At 33.8% G+C, this 21,336-nt stretch carries 14 protein-coding genes; 11 read left to right on the top strand and 3 right to left on the bottom strand.

Annotated elements, in window-relative coordinates; translation table 11 throughout:
• Position 1 precedes the first annotated feature (1 nt).
• From AC1RNS_RS11175 to AC1RNS_RS11140, 8 genes are all read left to right on the top strand, one after another.
• Entirely contained in the window at positions 2 to 1,210 is a 1,209-nt protein-coding gene (locus AC1RNS_RS11175) for a glycosyltransferase (RefSeq protein WP_492992639.1), read from the top strand.
• Positions 1,207 to 2,352: a glycosyltransferase family 4 protein gene (locus AC1RNS_RS11170; protein ID WP_492992638.1), complete on the top strand. Its 1,146-nt coding sequence runs from the start codon at positions 1,207 to 1,209 to the stop codon at positions 2,350 to 2,352. Before AC1RNS_RS11175 ends, AC1RNS_RS11170 begins: the two co-directional genes overlap by 4 nt.
• A gap of 29 nt (positions 2,353 to 2,381) precedes the next feature.
• On the top strand, positions 2,382 to 3,683 hold the full coding sequence (locus tag AC1RNS_RS11165; RefSeq protein ID WP_492992637.1) for a hypothetical protein: 1,302 nt from the start codon (positions 2,382 to 2,384) through the stop codon (positions 3,681 to 3,683).
• A gap of 519 nt (positions 3,684 to 4,202) precedes the next feature.
• Positions 4,203 to 5,435: a lipopolysaccharide biosynthesis protein gene (locus AC1RNS_RS11160; protein WP_492992636.1), complete on the top strand. Its 1,233-nt coding sequence runs from the start codon at positions 4,203 to 4,205 to the stop codon at positions 5,433 to 5,435.
• A gap of 15 nt (positions 5,436 to 5,450) precedes the next feature.
• Positions 5,451 to 6,758, top strand: a complete 1,308-nt coding sequence (locus AC1RNS_RS11155) for a nucleotide sugar dehydrogenase (RefSeq protein WP_492992634.1) — start codon at positions 5,451 to 5,453, stop codon at positions 6,756 to 6,758.
• Positions 6,759 to 7,475: 717 nt separating this feature from the next.
• Positions 7,476 to 8,372 (top strand): DapH/DapD/GlmU-related protein, encoded by an 897-nt coding sequence (locus AC1RNS_RS11150; RefSeq protein ID WP_492992632.1) that lies wholly within the window; start codon positions 7,476 to 7,478, stop codon positions 8,370 to 8,372.
• Positions 8,373 to 8,625: 253 nt separating this feature from the next.
• The gene (locus AC1RNS_RS11145) at positions 8,626 to 9,915 is read left to right on the top strand and encodes a glucose-6-phosphate isomerase (protein WP_492992630.1); all 1,290 of its coding nucleotides are present in this window, start codon (positions 8,626 to 8,628) and stop codon (positions 9,913 to 9,915) included.
• A complete protein-coding gene (locus AC1RNS_RS11140; RefSeq protein WP_492992629.1) occupies positions 9,912 to 11,612 on the top strand; it encodes a phospho-sugar mutase in 1,701 nt (566 codons plus the stop codon). Before AC1RNS_RS11145 ends, AC1RNS_RS11140 begins: the two co-directional genes overlap by 4 nt.
• Before the next feature lie 57 nt (positions 11,613 to 11,669).
• On the opposite strand, the gene AC1RNS_RS11135 is transcribed toward AC1RNS_RS11140, so the two are convergent.
• A complete protein-coding gene (locus AC1RNS_RS11135) occupies positions 11,670 to 11,897 on the bottom strand; it encodes a hypothetical protein (RefSeq protein ID WP_054770203.1) in 228 nt (75 codons plus the stop codon).
• Between the two features lie 168 nt (positions 11,898 to 12,065).
• On the opposite strand from AC1RNS_RS11135, the gene AC1RNS_RS11130 reads away from it, so the two are divergent.
• Positions 12,066 to 13,073, top strand: a complete 1,008-nt coding sequence (locus AC1RNS_RS11130) for an acyltransferase family protein (RefSeq protein ID WP_492992627.1) — start codon at positions 12,066 to 12,068, stop codon at positions 13,071 to 13,073.
• 55 nt (positions 13,074 to 13,128) lie between these two features.
• Here AC1RNS_RS11130 and AC1RNS_RS11125 read toward each other — a convergent pair whose 3' ends face one another.
• The gene (locus AC1RNS_RS11125; RefSeq protein WP_492992625.1) at positions 13,129 to 14,310 is read right to left on the bottom strand and encodes a DHHW family protein; all 1,182 of its coding nucleotides are present in this window, start codon (positions 14,308 to 14,310) and stop codon (positions 13,129 to 13,131) included.
• A gap of 10 nt (positions 14,311 to 14,320) precedes the next feature.
• Positions 14,321 to 15,745 (bottom strand): MBOAT family O-acyltransferase, encoded by a 1,425-nt coding sequence (locus AC1RNS_RS11120; protein WP_492992623.1) that lies wholly within the window; start codon positions 15,743 to 15,745, stop codon positions 14,321 to 14,323.
• Between the two features lie 692 nt (positions 15,746 to 16,437).
• On the opposite strand from AC1RNS_RS11120, the gene AC1RNS_RS11115 reads away from it, so the two are divergent.
• Both AC1RNS_RS11115 and AC1RNS_RS11110 read left to right on the top strand, forming a co-directional pair.
• Positions 16,438 to 19,572, top strand: a complete 3,135-nt coding sequence (locus tag AC1RNS_RS11115; RefSeq protein ID WP_492992621.1) for an S-layer homology domain-containing protein — start codon at positions 16,438 to 16,440, stop codon at positions 19,570 to 19,572.
• A 156-nt stretch (positions 19,573 to 19,728) separates the two neighbouring features.
• Positions 19,729 to 21,222 carry an S-layer homology domain-containing protein gene (locus AC1RNS_RS11110; protein WP_492992620.1) on the top strand — a complete coding sequence of 498 codons (1,494 nt, stop codon included), beginning with the start codon at positions 19,729 to 19,731 and terminating at the stop codon, positions 21,220 to 21,222.
• The last annotated feature ends 114 nt before the right edge of the window (positions 21,223 to 21,336 follow it).

Here is a 21,336-nt window from a genome sequence, read left to right as displayed (position 1 = left end):
ATTGAAAGTACTAATTATAGATGTAAATTATAAAAATAGTAGTACAGGAAAAATTGTTTATGATATATATAGTTCTCTTATTAATGAAGGTCATGATGCTAAAGTGTGCTACGGTAGAGGGGCTAAAGTTGATGAACCGAATGTGTACAAATTTAGTGGAAACATAGAGGTTTATACACATGCACTACTTACACGAGTAACAGGTTTAACAGGTAATTATTCAAATTTTGCAACAAAAAAATTATTAAAAATAATTGATGAATTTAAACCTGATATTGTTCACATACATGAGTTACATGCTTATTTTGTAAATTTAGCACCTTTAATAAATTATTTAAAGGAAAATAGAATTGAAACAATTTGGACCTTTCATTGTGAATTTATGTATACAGGTAAATGTGGAATCACAAATGATTGTGAAAAATGGAAAGTTGAATGTGGTAATTGCCCACAAATTAAGGAATATCCGGCAAGTTTATATTTTGATTTTACCAAGAAGATGTTTAATGAAAAAAAAGAACTATTTCAGGGCTTTGATAATTTAACAATTGTGACCCCATCTGAATGGCTAGCTGATAGAGTAAGAGAATCCTTTCTTTCTGATAAAGATATTAGAGTGTTAAACAATGGAATTGATACAAAAGAAATATTTTATCCAAGAGTAATTACAGATTTAAAAAAGAAGCATAATCTTTCAAATGAAAAAATTGTTCTTGCGGTAGCACCTGATTTAATGTCAGAACATAAAGGTGGACATTGGGTTCTTAAAGTAGCTGAACGAATGTTGAATCATAATGTGAAATTCATTTTAATTGGTGTAAATGATTTGAATGTTGAATACGGAAAAAATGTAATAGCAATAGGAAGAACAGAAAATCAAAGTGAATTGGCAGAATATTATACTCTTGCAGATATCACACTTTTGACAAGCTTAAAAGAAACCTTCTCTTTGGTGAGTGTAGAAAGTTTAGCATGTGGAACTCCAGTAGTGGGTTTTGATTCAGGTGCTCCTAAGGAAATTGCTCCAAAAGGGTATGGTGAATTTGTTGCATATGGTAATATTGACAAACTTACAAGTCTCTTATTTTCTAATATTAATAATCCAGCTATGCTTAATTCTTCTGAAAAATGCGTAGAATTCGCAAGAAGAAATTATGATAAGCAAATCATGTTTGAAAAATATTTGGAATTATATAAGGAGAAATTATGAGAATATTACATGTATGCCTTGCTGCATCATACACGGAAGGTATGACATATCAAGATAATTTATTAACTGAACAAAATAGTGCAGATGGTCATGAAGTAACCATAATAACAAATTGTAGTAAATATGAGAATGGAAAATTAGTTTACAGTGCTCCAGAAGATACAATTTTACAAAATGGTTGTAGGTTAATTAGGTTAGAGTATGACAAAATTATAAACAAGTTTATTAGTGGTAAAGTACGTAAAGTTTCAAAGTTGAGAACATTAATAGAGGAAATAAAGCCAGATGTAATTTTGTATCATGGAGTAGTTGGGTGGGAAATGTTTACTGTTTCAGAGTACAAAAAAGAAAACCCAAATACAAAATTATATATGGATAGTCATGAAGATTTTAATAACTCGGCTCAAAATTATATATCTAAATTATTCCAATATAAAATCTTAAATAAAATGATTGTGAATAAAACTATTGAATATGTAGATAAATATTTATATATCAGCTATGAATGTGCATTGTTTTTAGAGGAAATGTACGGAATACCTAAGGAGAAAATGGAATTTTTTCCATTAGGTGGTTTGATTATAGATCAAAATCAAAAAGAATACAATAAAATGAAAATCCGAAAAGAATTAAATCTTGCTCCAGATGATATTCTAATCGTCCATACTGGGAAAATGGATAAATTAAAGCGTACTGTTGAAATATTAAAAGCCTTTAATAGTGTGAATTCTGAACGTCTAAAATTGATTTTAATTGGTTCTATTAGTGATACAATTGCCAAAGAAGTTAGTAGTCTTACCGAAAATAACCCTAATATTAAGAATTTAGGATGGAAAAATGGAGAAGAGTTATTGGAGTATTTATGCGCATGTGATTTATACCTTCAACCTGGTAGCCAGTCGGCAACATTGCAAAATGCTTTGTGTTGTGAATCTGCAGTAGCAATTTATCCATATGAAAGCCATCTATATTTCTTACCTAAAGAAGCTGCTTTTTATATTGAAACTCAGAAAGATATAGAACAAATGCTAAAAGATATTTCAAATAATATTGAAAGCGTAAATTTGAAGAAAGAAAACTCATTTATAATAGCACAATCTATTTTAGATTATAAAGTACTAGCTAATAGATTATACGTTTAACGAAAACAATTATTTTAAAAGGAGCTTTTATGAGAATATCTGAACATAAAAGTAGTCTAATAGAAAGGGCTATTATTTATTTTGGTATATATATCCTTTTTAAAGTTATAATGGATGTATTATATGTAGTGTATGTTTATCCTATCTATGGTTATAGCGGTTTTGAATTAGAATTTAATATATTAACAATTTTAGTGTCATATGTGTATACAATAATTTTAATTTTAATTTTACCTAAAGGTGAAAAAAGAGTTTCGTATATGATTTTGCAATTACATTTTATTGTTATATTTGTTCCAGTATCGACTATATATGCTTTTTCAAATCTATCTTTTAATTTTTTTACTATGATATTTTGTTGTTTTTTGATTCAATTTATTATGTTGAAAAAAATACCATTAATTAGATTTACAAAATTGAAAATTATGAAGAGGATATTTTATATCTGTTTGGTAATTTGTACGGTTGTAGTTTATTTGTATGCTGTTCGCACCCAACAGTGGAATTTTGGGGCATTCGATATTACAAATATATATAAAATTCGCGAAAACATTGAAGTTTCTACTTTAATGGGGTATCTAATATCATGGCAATATGTTGTCATTAATCCTATTTTATTATTATATGGATTTAAAAACAAGAAGCTTAAAATAGTGATGTTTGTTTTCTTAATACAAGTAGCTTTATACTTAATGTTACCATATAAAACAATAATTTTATCTTTTGTTTTAATATTATTAGCATATTTTATTTGTTTGAAAAAGTATAAATTCGGTATATTTTTCACTATGATAATAAGTGGGGTATCTATAGTTTTTGGGCTAATATATACTATATTTAATATAGTAGCTCCATTTTCGGTATTTCCTGTAAGATTTTTGTATGTACCTGCGCTAATAAAATTTCAACATTATAACTTTTTTTCTGAGCATCAAAAGTTATTTTATTCAGAGGGAATGCTAGGGAAAATATTAAATATAAAATACCCTTATGATGTTCCATCAGGTTTTTTAGTTGCAAGTCCTACTAGTAATGATAATACAGGGTTTATTGCTTATGCGTATGATAACCTAGGGCTTTTAGGAATGTTATTAATAACTATTCTATTTATTCTTATTTTGTGGATTATTGATTCATTAGTTGTTAATTATAAAAAGAAAGAGGTCTTTATCCTATTAATTTACCCAATGATAATTTTAAATGATGGTGATTTATTAACTTTATTATTAACAGGTGGCTTTTTAATAATTATGGTAGCTTTCTTTACTAATGTTAAACTGTTTAATTATGAAGAAGACTTGAATAATAGTCAAGACAAGGTTCATTTATAGCTTTTTTGAATGAAAAAACTAAATACTCTTTTAAAATAAGGATATTTTAATTAATTTAGATTTTACTTATGTATATTTCTACCAATAACTTTTTTTAGAGATGTAAAGAAGTAAAAAAATCTTAATAGAGAAGTTGTTGACAATATTATATATGATTAATAATTAGCTTTTGATAATATTATAATTCTATTTTAGATTTGGATTCTTTATCATTTTTTGCTTGTTATTGATAATCCGATAGTAAGCTCAAAATGAACTTAATTTAATGGAAAATATTATTAAATTTTTATTTTAATCTGATATTAAATATTCTTTGTTTAATTTAAGTATATGAGTACAAATTTTACATACTTAAAAAATAATGCGCACCTTACTTTATATAATCTTAAATGTTTAATAAGCAAATATGAATATTTTTATAATATTGGTTCATCTAGTATAATATATGTAGTATTGAATAGTAGAGGCTGATTAAGTCTTGTTTACCTTGTCGGTAATGAGGAAAAGGAATATATTTCTATGAAAAAAAAAATAATGAATGATGTTATGCTAAGCATTTTAGCTTCATTTATACCAATTTTTACACTGCAATTTTTGTTTTTACCTTTAGTTGCTACTAAACTTGATGATAATATGTATGGATATTTAATTACTATAGTAGCGTGGATGAATTTATCTGCACTGACTTTGGGAAGTGTCCTCAATAATTCTAGATTGATTTATAATGACTCTTATAATGAATTAAATATTAAAGGAGATTATAAGCTTTTATTATTTAGCTTCTCCATTTTCAATATATTTGTGATGAGTATGGGATTATGGTATTTTGATATAATATTTGATTGGTTAAATATAGTAACGATAATTTGTACATCTATGCTATTATTAATTAATAGTTATGGACTGGTTGAGTTTAGATTAAATTTAAATTATAAAAATATTCTTTTAGAAAGTATTTTTTCTACATTAGGATATGGTATAGGTATAATAATATTTTTAAAAAGTGGATATTGGCAATTTATTTATCTTTTTGGAAGTATTTTTAGCTTTTTATTTATTTTTAAGAAAACTAATATACTACTAGAGCCATTCAAAAAAACAATCCTATTTAAAAAAACAACCACTCAAACTTTAGCATTATTAATTGCAGGCTCTCTCAATGCTATAACTGTTTATATTGATAAATTGCTATTGTTCCCATTATTAGGTGGAATGAGTGTTTCTGTTTACTATACAGCAACAATTCTTGGGAAAACGATTGCCTTAGTAATTGGTCCTATTACAGGGGTGTTTTTAAGTTATTTATCTAAAATGAAAAAAATTGAATCTAAGAGTTTTGTCATGCTATTAGTAACTACAACAGTTGCTGGAGTAATTGGGTATGGTGTAGTTCTTGTAGTAAGCGAACCCCTACTTTCCTTACTTTATCCACAGTTTGTAGAAGAGGCAATAAAGTATATTTATATTACAACTTTTATTATAGTTATTGTTGTAATTTGTGACATAATTAATCCTGTAGTTTTGAAGTTTCGTCATGCAAAATGGCAAATAGTAATAAATTTATTTTACATAAGTTTATATTTAGGACTATCGTTATCGTTTTTAAGATATAACGGACTAATGGGTTTTTGTATAGGTATCTTATTGGCAAGTGTTTCTAAATTATTAATAATGATTCTTATCTATTATTTTACTAATAGTAAATCTGATAAAATGATAAAAGATGATTCAGAAAAACTTTTAAATAACTAGCTTAGGAGTAAAAAAATGAGTGAATTGAAAGAAAAGCTTAAAAACAAAACAGCTGTATTAGGTGTTATTGGTCTTGGATATGTTGGATTACCATTAGCAGTGGAAAAAGCTAAATCTGGATATAAAACTATCGGCTTTGATGTACAAGAATCAAAGATAAATATGGTTAATAAAGGTGAAAATTATATTGGCGATGTAGTTAACGAAGATTTAGAGTCAATTGTTCAATCTGGGTTGCTTACTGCTACTTCTGATTTTTCAAAAGTAGCTGCAGCAGATTGTGTTTGTATATGTGTACCAACACCACTAGACAAACATCAACAACCAGATATAAGTTACGTAAAAGAATCTGCTGAAAGTATTGTTCCTTATATGCATAAAGATATGTTGATTATTTTAGAATCGACTACATATCCTGGAACTACTGAAGAATTATTAAAGCCTATTTTCGAATCTTCAGGTCTGAAGTGTGGCGAAGATTTTTATTTAGCTTTTTCGCCTGAAAGAGTAGATCCAGGTAATATATTGTACAAAACGAAAAATACACCTAAAGTTGTTGGTGGAGTTACTAATCAGTGTACGAATCTTGCTGCTACATTGTATGAAAATATATTAGAGGCACCAATTCATAAAGTTTCATCACCTGCAATTGCTGAAATGGAAAAGATCCTAGAAAACACATATAGGAATATTAATATAGGGATGGTAAATGAATTAGCTATATTATGTAATAAAATGGGTATTGATTTATGGGAGGTCATAGATGCTGCTAAAACTAAACCTTATGGATTTCATGCATTTTATCCAGGGCCAGGATTAGGAGGTCATTGTATCCCTTTGGATCCTTATTATTTATCATGGAAAGCAAGGGAGTATGGATTCCATACATCAATGATTGAGGCGTCAATGAGTATAAATGATAGAATGCCAGAATATTGTGTAGAAAGAAGCAGAGAGATACTTAACAAATTTGCTAAGCCCATTAGTGGGTCTAAGATATTAGTTTTAGGAGTTGCTTATAAACAAGATATTGACGATTATAGAGAAAGCCCAGCTTTAAAGATTATTGACGAACTAGAAAAAAGAGGAGCTGACGTTTCATTCTTTGATCCTTTCATTCTGAAATATAAATATGAAGGGAAGTTAAGGATAAGTATAGAAGAAATCTCTTCACAGGTACTTCAAGAAATGGATCTAGTGATTGTGACAGCAGCCCATTCTAATATTGACTACGAGTTAGTTCAGAAAAATGCAAAGTTTATTTTTGATACAAAAAATGCATTAAAAAATGTGAAAGATAAATCGAATATTGAACTTTTATAATATTAAATCGTAACCTTATTTAAGTTATTGTAAATATGCCGAGTTTTTTTGAAACTCGGTTTGTTTTTTTATCTATTAAACTAAACAAATAAAAACTATCACTACTTTAATATTGATTGTATTTTCAGTTATTATTTTCTTGATTTTTACGGAAAAACTTCAAACCTCGTACCCAAATTATATGAAGATTTTTCATACAGCGGTTTTTTTAATAACAATTAAACTGTAAATGACCCTGTGAATGGATCAATGAATCCTTAAAATACCAATAATTACCTAAATTATATCTACGTTTATTGACAATGACAACGATTATTTATCAGATATAACTGCAGTGTTTTCCAGTAATAAAATAGTCTTGATCATACGAACGACAGCGTTTTTTATCTATGTAAATGTGAAAAGAAGGGCTACATTTGTAAGTATTGAATAATCTAGATAAGTGGAATTGTAATCATAGATTGAGTATTGAAACCATTTTAGTTTTTCAGAATTCTGTCCAATTCATTTATCATTTGTTAAATAGCTGTAATGTATTTGGATCAATTATATACAATGGTATTGCTGGTTTAATTCGTGTTATTTCCGCTTTATGTACTGGTGAATTAATTTAATACATAGGAAGTGAAAAAAACTAATATTGTGCAATTTTAAATATATTTAACTGGAACATTATTCTAAATTAATCATAACATCATTTTAGTTGGAGGGATTAACTTGAAATTATCGGATTTAAAATTAAAGAGTTTTATCATTAAAAGGGATGGAGAATTTGATATTTTAGCACAGTGTGATGTGAAAAAAAATAGAAGAATCATGTCTTTTTTGGATGATATTAAATTTTTAAAAAAGGTTTTGGAGAACAAAAATATCACTTGTTTAATATGCTTACCGGAATTTGAAAGGTATTTTAAAAATAGCCAAATCGGACTTATCATATCAAGCCAAGCCAGATTAGATTTTTTTGAAATACATAATAGTCTTTCTTTAGTAGAAGAAAAGAAGTTGGATACAATAATTGGGAAAAAATGCGTCATAAGCCCTAATTCTTGTATATCTCCTTTTAATGTGGAAATTGGTGATAATGTTATTATTCAAGAAAATGTAATTATAAATGAAAATGTTATTATTGGAAGTAACAGTATTATTAGATCCGGATGTATTTTGGGGGGAGTGGGATTTGAATTTAAAAGAACTTTCGAAGAAAAAATTGTTTCTATAGTCCATAGGGGAAAAGTTATTTTAGGAAATGACGTAGAATTAAAAGAATATTGCACAATACATAAAGCTGTTTTTGATTGGGATTATTCAAAAATAGATAGTTATAGTAAAATTGATGCTCATTCTCATATAGGGCATGGAACTAAAGTAGGGAAACGAGTACTTATTGGCTCTCATAGTAATCTAGCTGGTAATATCAGTGTCGGTAATGATGTATTCATTGGTCCAGGAGTTACTATCTCAAATCGACTATCCCTAGGTAATAATTGTAGAGTTAGTCTAGGTTCTGTTGTTACAAAAGATGTAGAGAAATATAAAGTGGTTACTGGAAATTTTGCTATAAACCATGAAGATTTCTTAGAAAATTTAAAATCACTAATTCAAAAGAAATAAATCAGGTGTGTTGGATTTATCCCAAGAATGCAAAGGTAACTAGCTTGTTCCTTTTGAATACAAGTTCAATTCCATTTGTGATATATCACAAAAAACATGCGTAAGAAACTATGATTGAGAGAGTTTCATAATGTTCTTTACATGAGGACAGCTTAAATAGTTGTATCTTTTTTTTAATGTCAAAATCAGTATTACTACAACCGATATAAAAGTAAAGCATTCTATTATGAAGGGTAAAAGTGGGGATACTATATTGCTAGCTGAAATCGTAAAAACAACATTGCTAAATTGTTCGCTAGATGATAGTGATCTTATTCAATATAAAGATCGAGTAAAAAATATTCATAATGCATTACCACACTATCCATTAACCGGCTGGATCGAGTTACCTTTACAAAATCATGAGGGACTGCTTACCTCTATTGAACGTGTGGCAAGTGAAATACGAGCTTGTGCGGATGTCCTGGTTGTTGTAGGTGTTGGTGGTTCATTCTTAGGTGCACGTGCAATTCAGGAGGCGCTGATGCCTTATTTTGGGCTGGCTAAGGGTGGCATTGAGGTTGTCTATGTTGGCTTGAATATGAGCGGTGCATATATTAAAGAGCTTCTGGCTTATTTAGATACGAAACAAGTTTATGTCAATGTGATTTCGAAGTCAGGCGGTACAATGGAGCCGGCGTTGGCCTTTCGTGTAATGCGTTTATACATGGAGGAGCGTTATGGTGAGAAGGTAACGGAGCGTATTATTGTCACAACGGATGCGGAAAAAGGCATCTTAAAGGGAATTGCTGATAAGGCTGGGTATCGTCAATTTGTCATTCCTGCTGATGTGGGTGGGCGTTATTCTGTATTAACGCCTGTAGGTTTATTACCTGTGGCGGTGGCAGGTGTGGATATTCGTGCTTTAATGGATGGTGCACGTTATGCGGCAACAGAGTTAGCAGAAGAGGATTTAGCGCATAATGATGCCTACAAATATGCCGTAATGAGACATATGCTCTATGAGCAGGGCTATACCATTGAATTGCTTGCGTCCTTTGAGCCTGGACTCAATAAATTCCATGAATGGTGGAAGCAGCTTTTTGGTGAAAGTGAAGGGAAAGAGCATAAGGGACTTTATCCTTCTACTGTTAATTTCTCCACTGATTTACATGCCATTGGGCAGTTTATTCAGGAGGGGAGTCGTGTTATGTTTGAGACATTGCTACACTTCCATGAAATAGAGGGCGATTTAGCTGTACCTTTTGATGCTCGCAATGAGGACGGCTTGAATTATTTGTCGACTCGCACTTTTAATGAGATTAATGCGATTTCTAAGCAAGGAACAGCCCTTGCACATGCAGAAGGGCAAGTCCCTGTTATTCAATTAGAATTGCCTAAGCTGGATGCATATCATCTTGGGTATTTGATTTACTTCTTTATGAAAGCCTGCGCAATGAGTGCTTGCTTACTAGAGGTTAATCCATTTGATCAGCCTGGTGTGGAGGCCTATAAACGTAAAATGCTAGAGTTGCTGAAAGAAGAGAAGGTGATAAATAAATGAAGAATGTCCATGAATTATATACTTGCTGGTTGGAGCAAGCTCTTCCTAGCTATTTAGCTGATGAGCTTGCCTTAATTGCTAGTGATGAACAAGCAGTCGAAGATCGTTTTTATCAATATGTGTCCTTTGGTACTGGTGGGATGCGTGGTGTTTTAGGAGCTGGAACGAATCGTATAAATATCTATACAATTCGACGTGTTGCTGAAGGGCTTGCTCGTTATATTGAATCCAATGGTGAGTCTGCAAAACAACGTGGTGTTGTTATTGCCTTTGATACACGTCATTTTTCGTATGAATTTGCCTGTGAGACTGCGAGTGTACTAGGAGCACATGGTATTCGTTCATATGTTTATAAGGAAGCAAGACCAACCCCACAGCTGTCGTTTACGGTTCGGAAATTAAATGCTTATGCAGGTGTGGTTATTACTGCCAGCCATAATCCGAAGCAATATAATGGGTTTAAAGTATATGGTGAGGATGGTGCACAATTAACGCCACAATTTGCCGAAGCTATTATCGGCTATATGAATGGAATTGAGGATATTTTTGCTATTCAAGTGAAGGATCTCCCGTTTTTAGAACAGCAAGAGCTTGTTACTTGGCTTGCAGGTGATTTGGATGATGCGTATTTATCTAGTCTTTTAAGCTTAAAGGAAAATCAAGATATTGCATTGGATATGAAACTTGTTTATACACCATTGCACGGTGCCGGCTTGGTGCCCGTTAGTGAAGGGTTGCGGGCATTTGGTTTTCAACAGGTACATATTGTAGAGCAGCAAGCTGTGCAGGATGGTGATTTTCCTACAGTTTCATATCCTAACCCAGAGGAATCGAAAGCTTTTGAGTTAGCTATGAAGCTTGGTGCACAGGTTGGGGCGGATCTTTTGCTGGCAACTGATCCAGATGCGGACCGTTTAGGTGTGGCTGTTAAAAATGGAGATAGCTATGAGCTGTTAACAGGCAATCAGCTTGGTGCTTTATTGCTTCATTATTTATTGTCTACTAAACAACAACTTGGAGCACTACCTAGCAATGGCGTTATGCTCAAAACAATAGTTACATCTGAATTAGGCACTCAGATTGCCGAAAAATTTGGCGTAACGACAGTAAACACATTAACAGGCTTTAAATATATTGCTGAGAAGATTGCAGAATATGAGCAATCTGGTGATTATTCGTATGTATTTGGCTATGAAGAAAGCTATGGCTATTTAATAGAAACTTTTGTACGTGATAAGGATGCTGTACAGGTTGCATTGAAGGTTGCAGAAATGGCTGCTTTTTATGCCAAGAAAGGGCAAACTTTATTAGATGGTCTGCAAAGCCTATACGATCAATTTGGTACCTATCAAGAGGCACTAGTTTCTCAAGTATTTGAAGGTAAGAATGGTCAGGAAGAGATGAAAGCTATTTTAAATAACCTTCGCCAAAACGCGCCTACATTCATAGGTGGGATAGCGGTTAAACGGTTTGAGGATTATTTAACAGGTATTTCGACTTTAGCAGATGGCACTACTGAGAACATTACATTACCGAAAGAAAATGTGCTGAAATATGTTTTAGAGGATAGCTCTTGGGTCGCTATTCGTCCATCAGGTACAGAGCCAAAATGTAAATTTTATTTTGGTGTTGTTGGACAAACAGCAGAAGAGGCAAAAGATAAATTAAAGCGACTTCAGGCTGCATTTGAGGTTTAAAGAGATCCTATTAAAAAACGCCCACTTCTTTTTAATCTAAAAAAGTGGGCGTGCATTTTATTGAAGACGTTTTAATTCAGCTTCCTGTTGAATAGACCGCACTGATAATAGTTCGATAATGCGATGCTGGCTTTCTTGAATGGCCTCAAGTTTATTCACTTTTTCATTTGTTTCTAAAACAGCTTGTTTAATTTGCTGCTGTTCAATTTCTATTATTTCAAGACGATTCTCCACAGACTCAAGACGTTGATTGATTTTTTTTAGCTCGCTTAAAACTTCCTCCATTCCTTTCACCTCTCTTCATTTAAATCTATCTATTTGTTTAATCTCTCTCTATAAAAGTAATCTCTCTAATTATAACATAGAAAACAAGCTTACAAGTATCACCATTGCAATCATCGACAAAATATGACATGCTTAAAAGAGAGAGAAAAGAACTAGGAGAATGTTGTAGTGATTAAAGAGTGGGATTACCTACGTGTGGTGGCGTGTCTGTCTATTTTACTATTACACACATCTTCATGGATTATTATGGAGGTTGGGGTAGAGCCAGAGCAGACGATCTATCTTTTTTTAAGGATTGCGTTGTGCTATGCGACACCAACGTTTATTGTATTGTCTATTTTAATATTGGCTAATCGTTATCATGAGAATATACCGAGGAATTTTTGGTCGAGTAGGATTCAATATATTTTTATTCCCTATTTAGTATTGGCTTTTATCGATGCATTAGTTGTTGAGTCGATTTATCAAAAGGGTTTATTATGGGAAAAGTATTTTGATAATATTGTTTATGGTGAGTTTGTTGGCTGGTTTGTTGTAGTTATTATGCAGCTTTACGTAATCTTTACGCTACTAACACGTTTTAAATGGTCTATAGCATGGTTTTTACCATTAAGTGTGTTGGTTACGCTTATTCATCATACTGTGATTTTATTGCCCTATCCTATTTTTCAAGAAAATAGTATTTGGCTACGATTTTTCTTTACGGGCTGGCTTGGTTATTTTGCTGTTGCCTATGCAATGGGTATCTATTATGCACAGATTGCAACATTAGCTCGAAAATATCGATATGCGACGGTTGTATTAGTTGTGCTGTCTGCTGTCTTTCTGTATATTCGTTTGCTTCTAGGTTACGTAGAGGTGCATTCAAGGCGTCTTGATTTAATACCATTTGTGATTAGTATGGTGCTGTTTGTGATTGCGTGGGGGCAGTCTTTACCGTATACAAAAGCTATTAAAGTACTTAGTCAATATGCATTTATGATTTATCTCATGCATTGGGAGATTTTGCGTTTATCAACTGGCTGGTTTGTAGAGCATTTCAATAGTACGCTAGTCCGTGTACCATTGTTGTTGCTATGGACGTTAGCTGTTTGTCTACTATTGACCAAATTCATTTCATTAATTCCATTTAGTCAATTTATTGTGGGGAAAATAAAAAAACGTACTACACAGTAAAAAGCAGTGATTTCTTTCAAACTAGAAATCACTGCTTTTTTTAACAAAATGTAAATCATTCTGGCATTAATTTTAAATTTCGATCATTGTATGCTAGTACGACATAATCTGGATGTAGATTTTGTAAATATGAAACAACATCCTTCTCCAAGTATCGTAAATCTAAAATGGTTAGCTTTTTAAAATGGCTAGCTACATGAAATTGAATAGCATTAAAATAGGAATCTTTGATAACGACAATATGTTTATCGCTGTCATAATCTTCATTAACTATTGTTAGCTCTGCAAAGTCTCTGCTATAGGCATCTGCGTAATTTACGACTGTGTCAGGGCTCATTTTTTTTGCACGACCATATACAGCTTCGTATGGGGCAGTAACGCCACCTTCGATTGTACCGTCATAGATTGTGAATTGTGTTGCGAACGTAGGTGGTTCGTTATAGCAAATTTGATCGTGGTTATCAACGGTCATGTATAAGATTTTATTCCAGGAGCCAGCAAACTTATTGGGTAAGCAATAGGCGTTGTCTTCCTTGTAGGGAATGGGCTGAATGGCTTTACCAAGTCGCTCGCTCATTGTTTTTATTAGTGCCTCGTAGCCTGTGTATGCGCCGCGCATAGTCCAGTGATGATCTGTTTTAAAGAAGTACTGTTCTGCAGAGAAGTCAGTCTTCATTTCATCATAGAGACGGATATTGTCGACGCCAGCAGCTGTAACAAGCTTATGTAAGCGCTTATTATTGGCTATTCCAGCATCCTCTGGCATATAGCTAGGACTTGGCTTCCGTGAGTAAGTTGCCTTCGCTGGCAGTGAGTAAAACGTAAACGGAATTTCTTTTTCAGCTAATCCCTCACTGAGCTTTCGCAAATCATTGGCAAAGGCAGCAAGTTCCTCATCAGATTTTGCTGGGGCTGGCTTTGAAATAATCCAGCCACTAGTATCGTCTACTGCGTACTTATCGTTTAAATAGGTTTTGCCAATTGCTCGCTGGAAGTGCACATAATTGCGCATCCATGTATCACGGGCAGGGAATTGATCAGAAATATAGGATTCTACCTGTTTTGACCATGTGCCAGAGAAGATTTCCTGTGAGCTAGGTGATAGATTGGCAGTTTCTAATGGACGATTTTCCATTTCTGACTGTTTACGATCCACAGTCATAGCATGTATGACAAGACCACCGAAAATGATGCAAAAAAAAGTTATTGGTAATAGATACATTTGAATTTTTCGCATGCTGTCCCACCTAGAATCTAAAGTATATAAATGGATTATGTGTTGCGTTGACTAAAAACATTGTGATAAAGAGTAACAGTGCACAATAGTAAATTGTTTGTCCAAGACGTAGGCTCCAGTCAAATGTTAGAGAACTAGTAGCTCTTTCTTCACTCCAAGTTTGATATAGTCGATAGATTGGCATTGCGAAAATAATGGCAATGACAAAATAAACTGCATAATCCTTTGTTAGTAATAACGTTTCATAATTATAAAGTGCTGCATCGGATAGTCCAAACATCGTTTTGATAAAGCTAAAAGCATATGTAAAGTCATTCGCTCTAAAGAATACCCAGCCGATCATCACAATAATAAGTATATAAATATGGCGTAGGAAACGAGGTATACGTTCTAGCCATTTTAAAAGCACCCATTTTTCAAGGCAAATTAATAGTCCATAATAAAAGCCCCATGCCATAAACGTCCAGCTGGCCCCATGCCAAAAGCCTGTTAATGTCCAAACTATTAATAGATTTCGATAAAGCTTCCATTCATGGCTAACACGACTGCCACCGAGTGGGAAGTAAACATAATCTCTAAACCAGCTGCTGAGTGATATATGCCAACGACGCCAGAAGTCTGTTACTGATTGGGCAATATATGGATAGTTAAAGTTCTCCTCAAATTTAAAACCAAATATCCTCGCTAACCCGATGGCCATATCACTATAGCCTGAGAAGTCGAAATAAATTTGAAGCGAGTACGCTAGAATTCCTATCCACGCAGTCCCTGTTGTTAAATCTCCGCCTGATAAACTAAAGACATGATCAGCAACCTCGCCCATTGGATTGGCAATCAATACTTTTTTAGCTAACCCCTGTACAAAACGACGGGTACCTATCATCCAGTCCTCCGCTGTGGAGAGTCGTTTTTTTATTTGCTCTGCCACTGTTTGATAGCGGACAATCGGTCCTGCCACAAGCTGTGGAAACAATGTAATGAAGAGTGATAAATCCAAAAAGTTACGTTGGGCTTTTACATCCTTTCGATAAACATCAATTACATAGCTAAGAGCCTGGAACGTGTAGAATGAAATGCCAATTGGAAGAGGTACAGCTTGCCATTCAATTGCTTCCTCTAAATAATTGTTTATGATGTCCACAAAAAAGCCAGCATATTTGTAATAGCCTAGAATAGCTAAGTTACTGACAATAACTAACCAAAGAAGGACTTTTCGTTTAGACTGCGAAATCGTATTTTCAATGACTATGCCCAAAATATAGTTAAGTAAAATTGAAATCATCATTAAAAGTACATATCTCGGCTCGCCCCATGCATAAAAGAATAGGCTAGCCAATAGTAAAATCGTGTTGCGTAACATCTTTGGAGAGATGAAGTACACAATGAGCACTAATGGCAAAAAGACATATAAAAATATAAGGCTACTAAAAACCATTCCTTCAAATCCCCATCTCTAATATTTGATTATTAAAATAACATCTACATGTCACTGTTAAGATTGCCATATATGATGCTTATACCGCTGTTTAAACGGTTAGAAACCCTCGAAATCAATTTCGCCTTGGCGTAATTGCGTCCGGATTTTGAATTGTGCCTGCACAATTCATTCCTTTGAAAATCCGTGACATCCGCCGGAGGCTTTATCTTCATTCAGTAGGTGTTGGGACAACCACTGAAAAGGAATCAGAACCACATTCATCTCCCCACCTGAAGAGGTGTGAGCTGAATGAAAATAACTGATTATCCGCAAAACTTCTAGAAAATTCTAATATAATCAAGGAAATGCATGAATAAATTACCTACCTTATTGTAACGTAAATTCACGAATTGTTCACCAGTGGATTTTTACTAAATAATGGGTAAAAGTCGATTTTTGTCGAAATTTAGTTGGTAAAAATGACATGGGCAAAATGGTATATTTTTCGCGTGTCAGTAAGGTTTGTATGTTAATTTTAAGGATGGGTACAGACTATCTTTTTAAGTAAAATATGGTTATAAACCCTTTGTAAATCTATAGTTACCACATATTTCATTCCAAATCTTGCCCTTTGAAATTTATTATCTTGTAATCTTATAATAGATTTGTAGTCATCAAAAGTGGCTAATTTATCTAGGAGGTTATTGCATATGAAACAAAAATATAGTAAATGGGTTGTCGGCGCAGCATCAGCAGCCCTAGTAGCATCAGCAATCGTACCAGTAGCAAGCGCAGCAAGCTTTTCTGATATTGAATCAAGTGACCACAAGGAGGCTATCTTAGCATTAGCAGATGCTAAAATTGTAGCAGGTTATACAGATGGAACATTTAAGCCAAATGCGGTTGTTACTCGTGGTAACGTAACAAAATTCTTAGGGAAATGGTTAGTATCTGAAAACTATGAGATTCCTACAGATTATGCTACAGAAGCACGTTTCACTGACCTACCAACAACAGCTCCAGACAAAGAGTTATTACAATATGCAGCACTTGTAAAAGATGCTGGCGTATTCAAAGGCTCAAATAACCAATTAATGCACACAAATAACATGAACCGTGAGCAAATGGCAGTTGTTTTAGTACGTGCTATCAAAACGGTTTATAACGTAGATTTAGTGGCAGATTATAAAGAATCTGACTTCAAATCAACAATCACTGATTTAGACAAAGCTACAGCTACTGAAAATCGTGAAGCAATTATCGCGTTAGAATATGCTGGACTTACAAACGTGAAAGCGTTCAATCCTAAAAACACATTAACACGCGGTCAATTTGCATCATTCTTACACCGTACAATTTCAAACATCGGTGAAGAAGCACCTTTAACTGTTAAAGAAGCTAAAGTTGTAGATGCAACTACATTAGAAGTTACACTTTCTGATGACAAAAAACATACAGTAACATTACCAACTCCACTTCCAGAAAATAAAGAAACAAATGTAGAGTTTGTGATTGATGGCAAAACTTATTCAGCTGTAGTTACATATGTAACTGAGTTAAAAGTAAAAACTGTTGATGCAGTCAATGCAAAAACGTTAGCAGTAACATTCAACAAACCAGTTGAAACAGAAAAAGCTAAATTTGAGCTTAAAAAAGATGGCTTCAAATCTAACTTCACTTCTATTACATGGAACGAAGACAAAACAGTTGCAACAATTGAATTAACTAGCAAAATTACAAAAGGTGAATTCACAGTTAGTGTAGCTGGCGTTGCTGATCAAGCAGTAACAGGCACTGTTAAAACTGAAGATGAAAAAGTTGCTGGTATTGAAATTCTTGGTGAAGTAGCTCCATCTACAAGCAACACAACAGCTACAGTTGGCTTCCAAGTAACAAATCAATATGGCGAAGATATTACAAAGCTTAATGCTTCTGCTTTAACATTAACTGCTGCAGGTGCTGATTCAGCTGTTGCTAATGCAGATGGCTCTATCACAATTACAAAAGCTGCAGGACTTAAAGAAGGCGATAAAGTAGTTGTGACTGCTATCCACGGTGCAACTGCAACAACAACTACTAAAACTGTAACAGTTTCTGCTAAAACTGTAGCATCTGATATTACTATTGGTGCTCTTTATAATAAAGATGGCAAAGCATTCAGTGAAGATATTAATTTAGCAAAAGATAAATTTTATCTTCCTGTTACTGTAAAAGATCAATATGGTAAAGAAATTACTGATCTTAACCGTTTAAATGGAGCAAATTCTGAGGTTCTTGTAACTAACACAAACCAAGCTGTTGCGACATTCGGTGCGTTTGAAAAACAAACTATTGACGGAAAAGATGTAATCGTATTACCTGTTGCAAACATCGTAGCAGCTGGTGACACTAACGTAATCGTGATTGCTAAAGCAACTGGTAAAAACGGTCAAACTGCAGTGAAGGTAGCTGAAGGTGTACGAGCTGATTCAGTTACATTAGGAGCACCAACAAAAGTTGTGACTGCTGGAGCAGATATTCTATTCCCATTATCTGTATTAGATAAACAAGGCAATGCAATTAAAGAAGCTACTGCATTAAACGGCACTAAAGGTATCACAATTACTGGCGGTACTTTATTTGAAAAAGACGGTGAACTTTATGCAAAAGTAGCAGGCGCTAACGTAGTAGAAAACACACCAGTAACAGTTGTTGTTACTTCTTCAACTGGTAAAGTGGCTACACAAACAGTGATTCCTAAAGCTGCAACTGCACCAAAAGTGATTACTGGCTTAGATAGCAAAGTAAGCACATCTATCCGTGAACTTACAGGTGCTAAAGTTGATATCTCTGCAAAAGATATCGTAGTAGAAGATCAATTTGGTCAAGTAATTTCTACTGACGAGCTTCTTGCAAAACTTGCAACTGCAGACTACACAATTAAAGCATTTACAGATGCTGATGCACCATTTACTGTAACTGGTGAAATTAAAAATGCTGCTAACAACAAAATTACAGTAGAGTACAAAGCAGGCGCTACTAAAACGACTGCAAACGTTACATTTAAACTTGTAAAAGTTGCAGACAACACTGCTAACGAAGCAAGCTCTTACTCAAAACAATTCTCTGTAGTCAAAGATAGCTCATTTACTTCTTATAAAGTTGAAGATATCAAACCTATCTATGTAACTAATGGTGCTATCCCAGCTGGTTATGGTAAAGATATCGTAGTAAAAGCTGTAACAGCTAATGGTGGAGAAGTTACACTTTCAGCTGGCTCTGATTACACTGTAAAATCAGCAGTTCTTACAAGCGTAGCTGATGGTAATATTACAACTACTGATGCTGCAAATGTAGTATTTGATAAAGATGCAAAAACAGCAACTGCAAAAGTAACAATTACAATCAATGCTACAGGTGAAGAAATCGTTAAAGATGTAACTTTCTCTAACGTTGCACCAAAAGTTGAAAAAGTAGCTGTTGTAGAAAACAACAAAGCTGATAACTTTATTGCTGGCGAATCTGTAAATCTTGTAACAACTTACTCTTACAATGTAGATACAACATTCGGCTTAGATGCATTCTTCGGTTTATCTGACGTAGTTGTTACTGACCAATATGGCGTAATGGCACAAGTTGATGAGAATGGTGCTAACAAAGGTAAAGCAACATTCAACGGTGTTGCAACTGCTGCTACAACTTTAACTTTATCTAAAGTTTCTGGTGAAGTAGTATTCAGCAATAACGGTACAGATACTGCAGCTGCTACAGGTAAAGCTAACGACGTATTCAATGCTCGTGTGAATATTGATGGTCAAAGTGCAACACCTGTAAAAGTGACAGCAAAACAAGACTTCAATAAATAAGATTGTTTTTTCTAAACAGTGGAGATTCGAGTAAATCGAACGCTCCACTGTTTTTTTATGGATAGAACTGTTGCATTGGTATATTATGAAACTTTTGGTTTCTCTTACACGTATTATCATAGTAAAATAGATAAAACGTGTTGAGGAGTTGAACTGGTGAAGAAGCATACTTTATTTCAGGGCGCATTAATTGCTGCTCTAACAACAAGTGCTATTGTGGTACCGACTGCACAGGCAGCAGAAAAATTTACGGATGTTGATTATACACAGGAATATGGGGCTGCTGTAAAGGATTTAGCGGAGCGAGGTATTATAAAAGGGTATGCGGATGGTACATTTAAACCATTTGCTGATGTTACACGTGGACAGGCTGCGAAAATTTTAGCCAATGTATTACATTTAGATACAAAGAATGTAGAAGACCCTAAATTTACTGATGTTAAGCCGAGTGACGACTATTATGGTGCGATTGCAGCTTTGGCAAATAAAGGAGCACTACTAGGCTTGGCTGATGGCAGTTTTGGTATCAATCAAGCTATTACACGTGAACAATTAGCACAAATGCTAACTGCTGCTTACCAGATAGAAAACAATGAAGTGGATGATTTACCCTTTACAGATATAGTGAAATATTCCGAAGCCTATTATGCGGTTACTCCATTGTTTGAAAATCAGATAACAAAGGGGATTACCCCAACTAAGTTTGGATTAAAGGAAACTGTCAAACGTTCACAACTTGCAGTATTTATTCAGCGCATGGAGGCTATGCAGGCTAAACGAGTGACCCAAACGTTTACGGCAAAAGAGCTTGAATCTAATTTTATTGAGGCATATGCTACAGATAATCAGGCGATAGATGGAGAGCATGAATCTTTCCGAATGTATCAAGCTAATAATGAGGTGAAAATTGAGGCATTACGAGAAGGATCAGGCTATTTTATGCTGATGGGCTACAATATCGATAATGAAGAAAATTATGAAATGATAGAAATGGTGAAATATAAAGTTACTGTCAGCAAAGTCGATGGTAAGCTCCAGATGAATTGCCAGCAATCGGACGAAGTAACTCCAGGCTTAGCGATGTTGTTGGAGGAGGATTTAGGCTTTGATCCAAAAAACATTCAGCTAACAACGGCTGGTGGACATGCTGTAAGTGAAAAAGTATACAGCTATCAGCCAGTGAATTTTGATGGCTGGGAAGAGGAAATGATTCCGAAAGGTGGAGGCTATGAGTTAAAGCTATTGCAAGCGGGTGATTATATTGCAACATTATCAGACGGTAAAGGTCAATCAGTTCGAGTAGGAATTCATGCCGAATCGAGCGGCTATGATATATATACAACGTCCGCGGTTGAAATAAACAGTGCATTCATTTCAATGAGTGATATTGGCTTTACAGTAAAGGATATTAAAGTAGAGCAGTATACAGGTGCAAGATATGATCATCCAATCATCGACGCAGAGCTTTCAACAGAAGGTGTTACGATAAAAGGAGTAGCAAAAGAGGATTCGCTCTTCTCTATTCGTCTAACTGGTACAAATGGTGAGAAGCTTTATGTTCATGGCATGATCTATGAAGTAAGCGGAGTTACAACGATGTACTATGAGTTTGCAACAGAGGAACAAATGGAGAATACACCTTTTTATTAAAAGGTCATAGCGTAGAAAAACTAAATGGTCAAGGGACTCTTTGTGAATACTACTAAGTCAAATGAAGGTGATTTCCGTTCCAGGCTACTCGCTTTGTCGCTGACGCTTCGCTTT

The sequence above is a fragment of the Lysinibacillus sp. GW821-FHT14F06 genome, assembly GCF_058803665.1.
The sequence above is the reverse complement of the archived record's forward strand: the minus strand, read 5'-3'. Positions and strand labels throughout refer to the sequence as shown.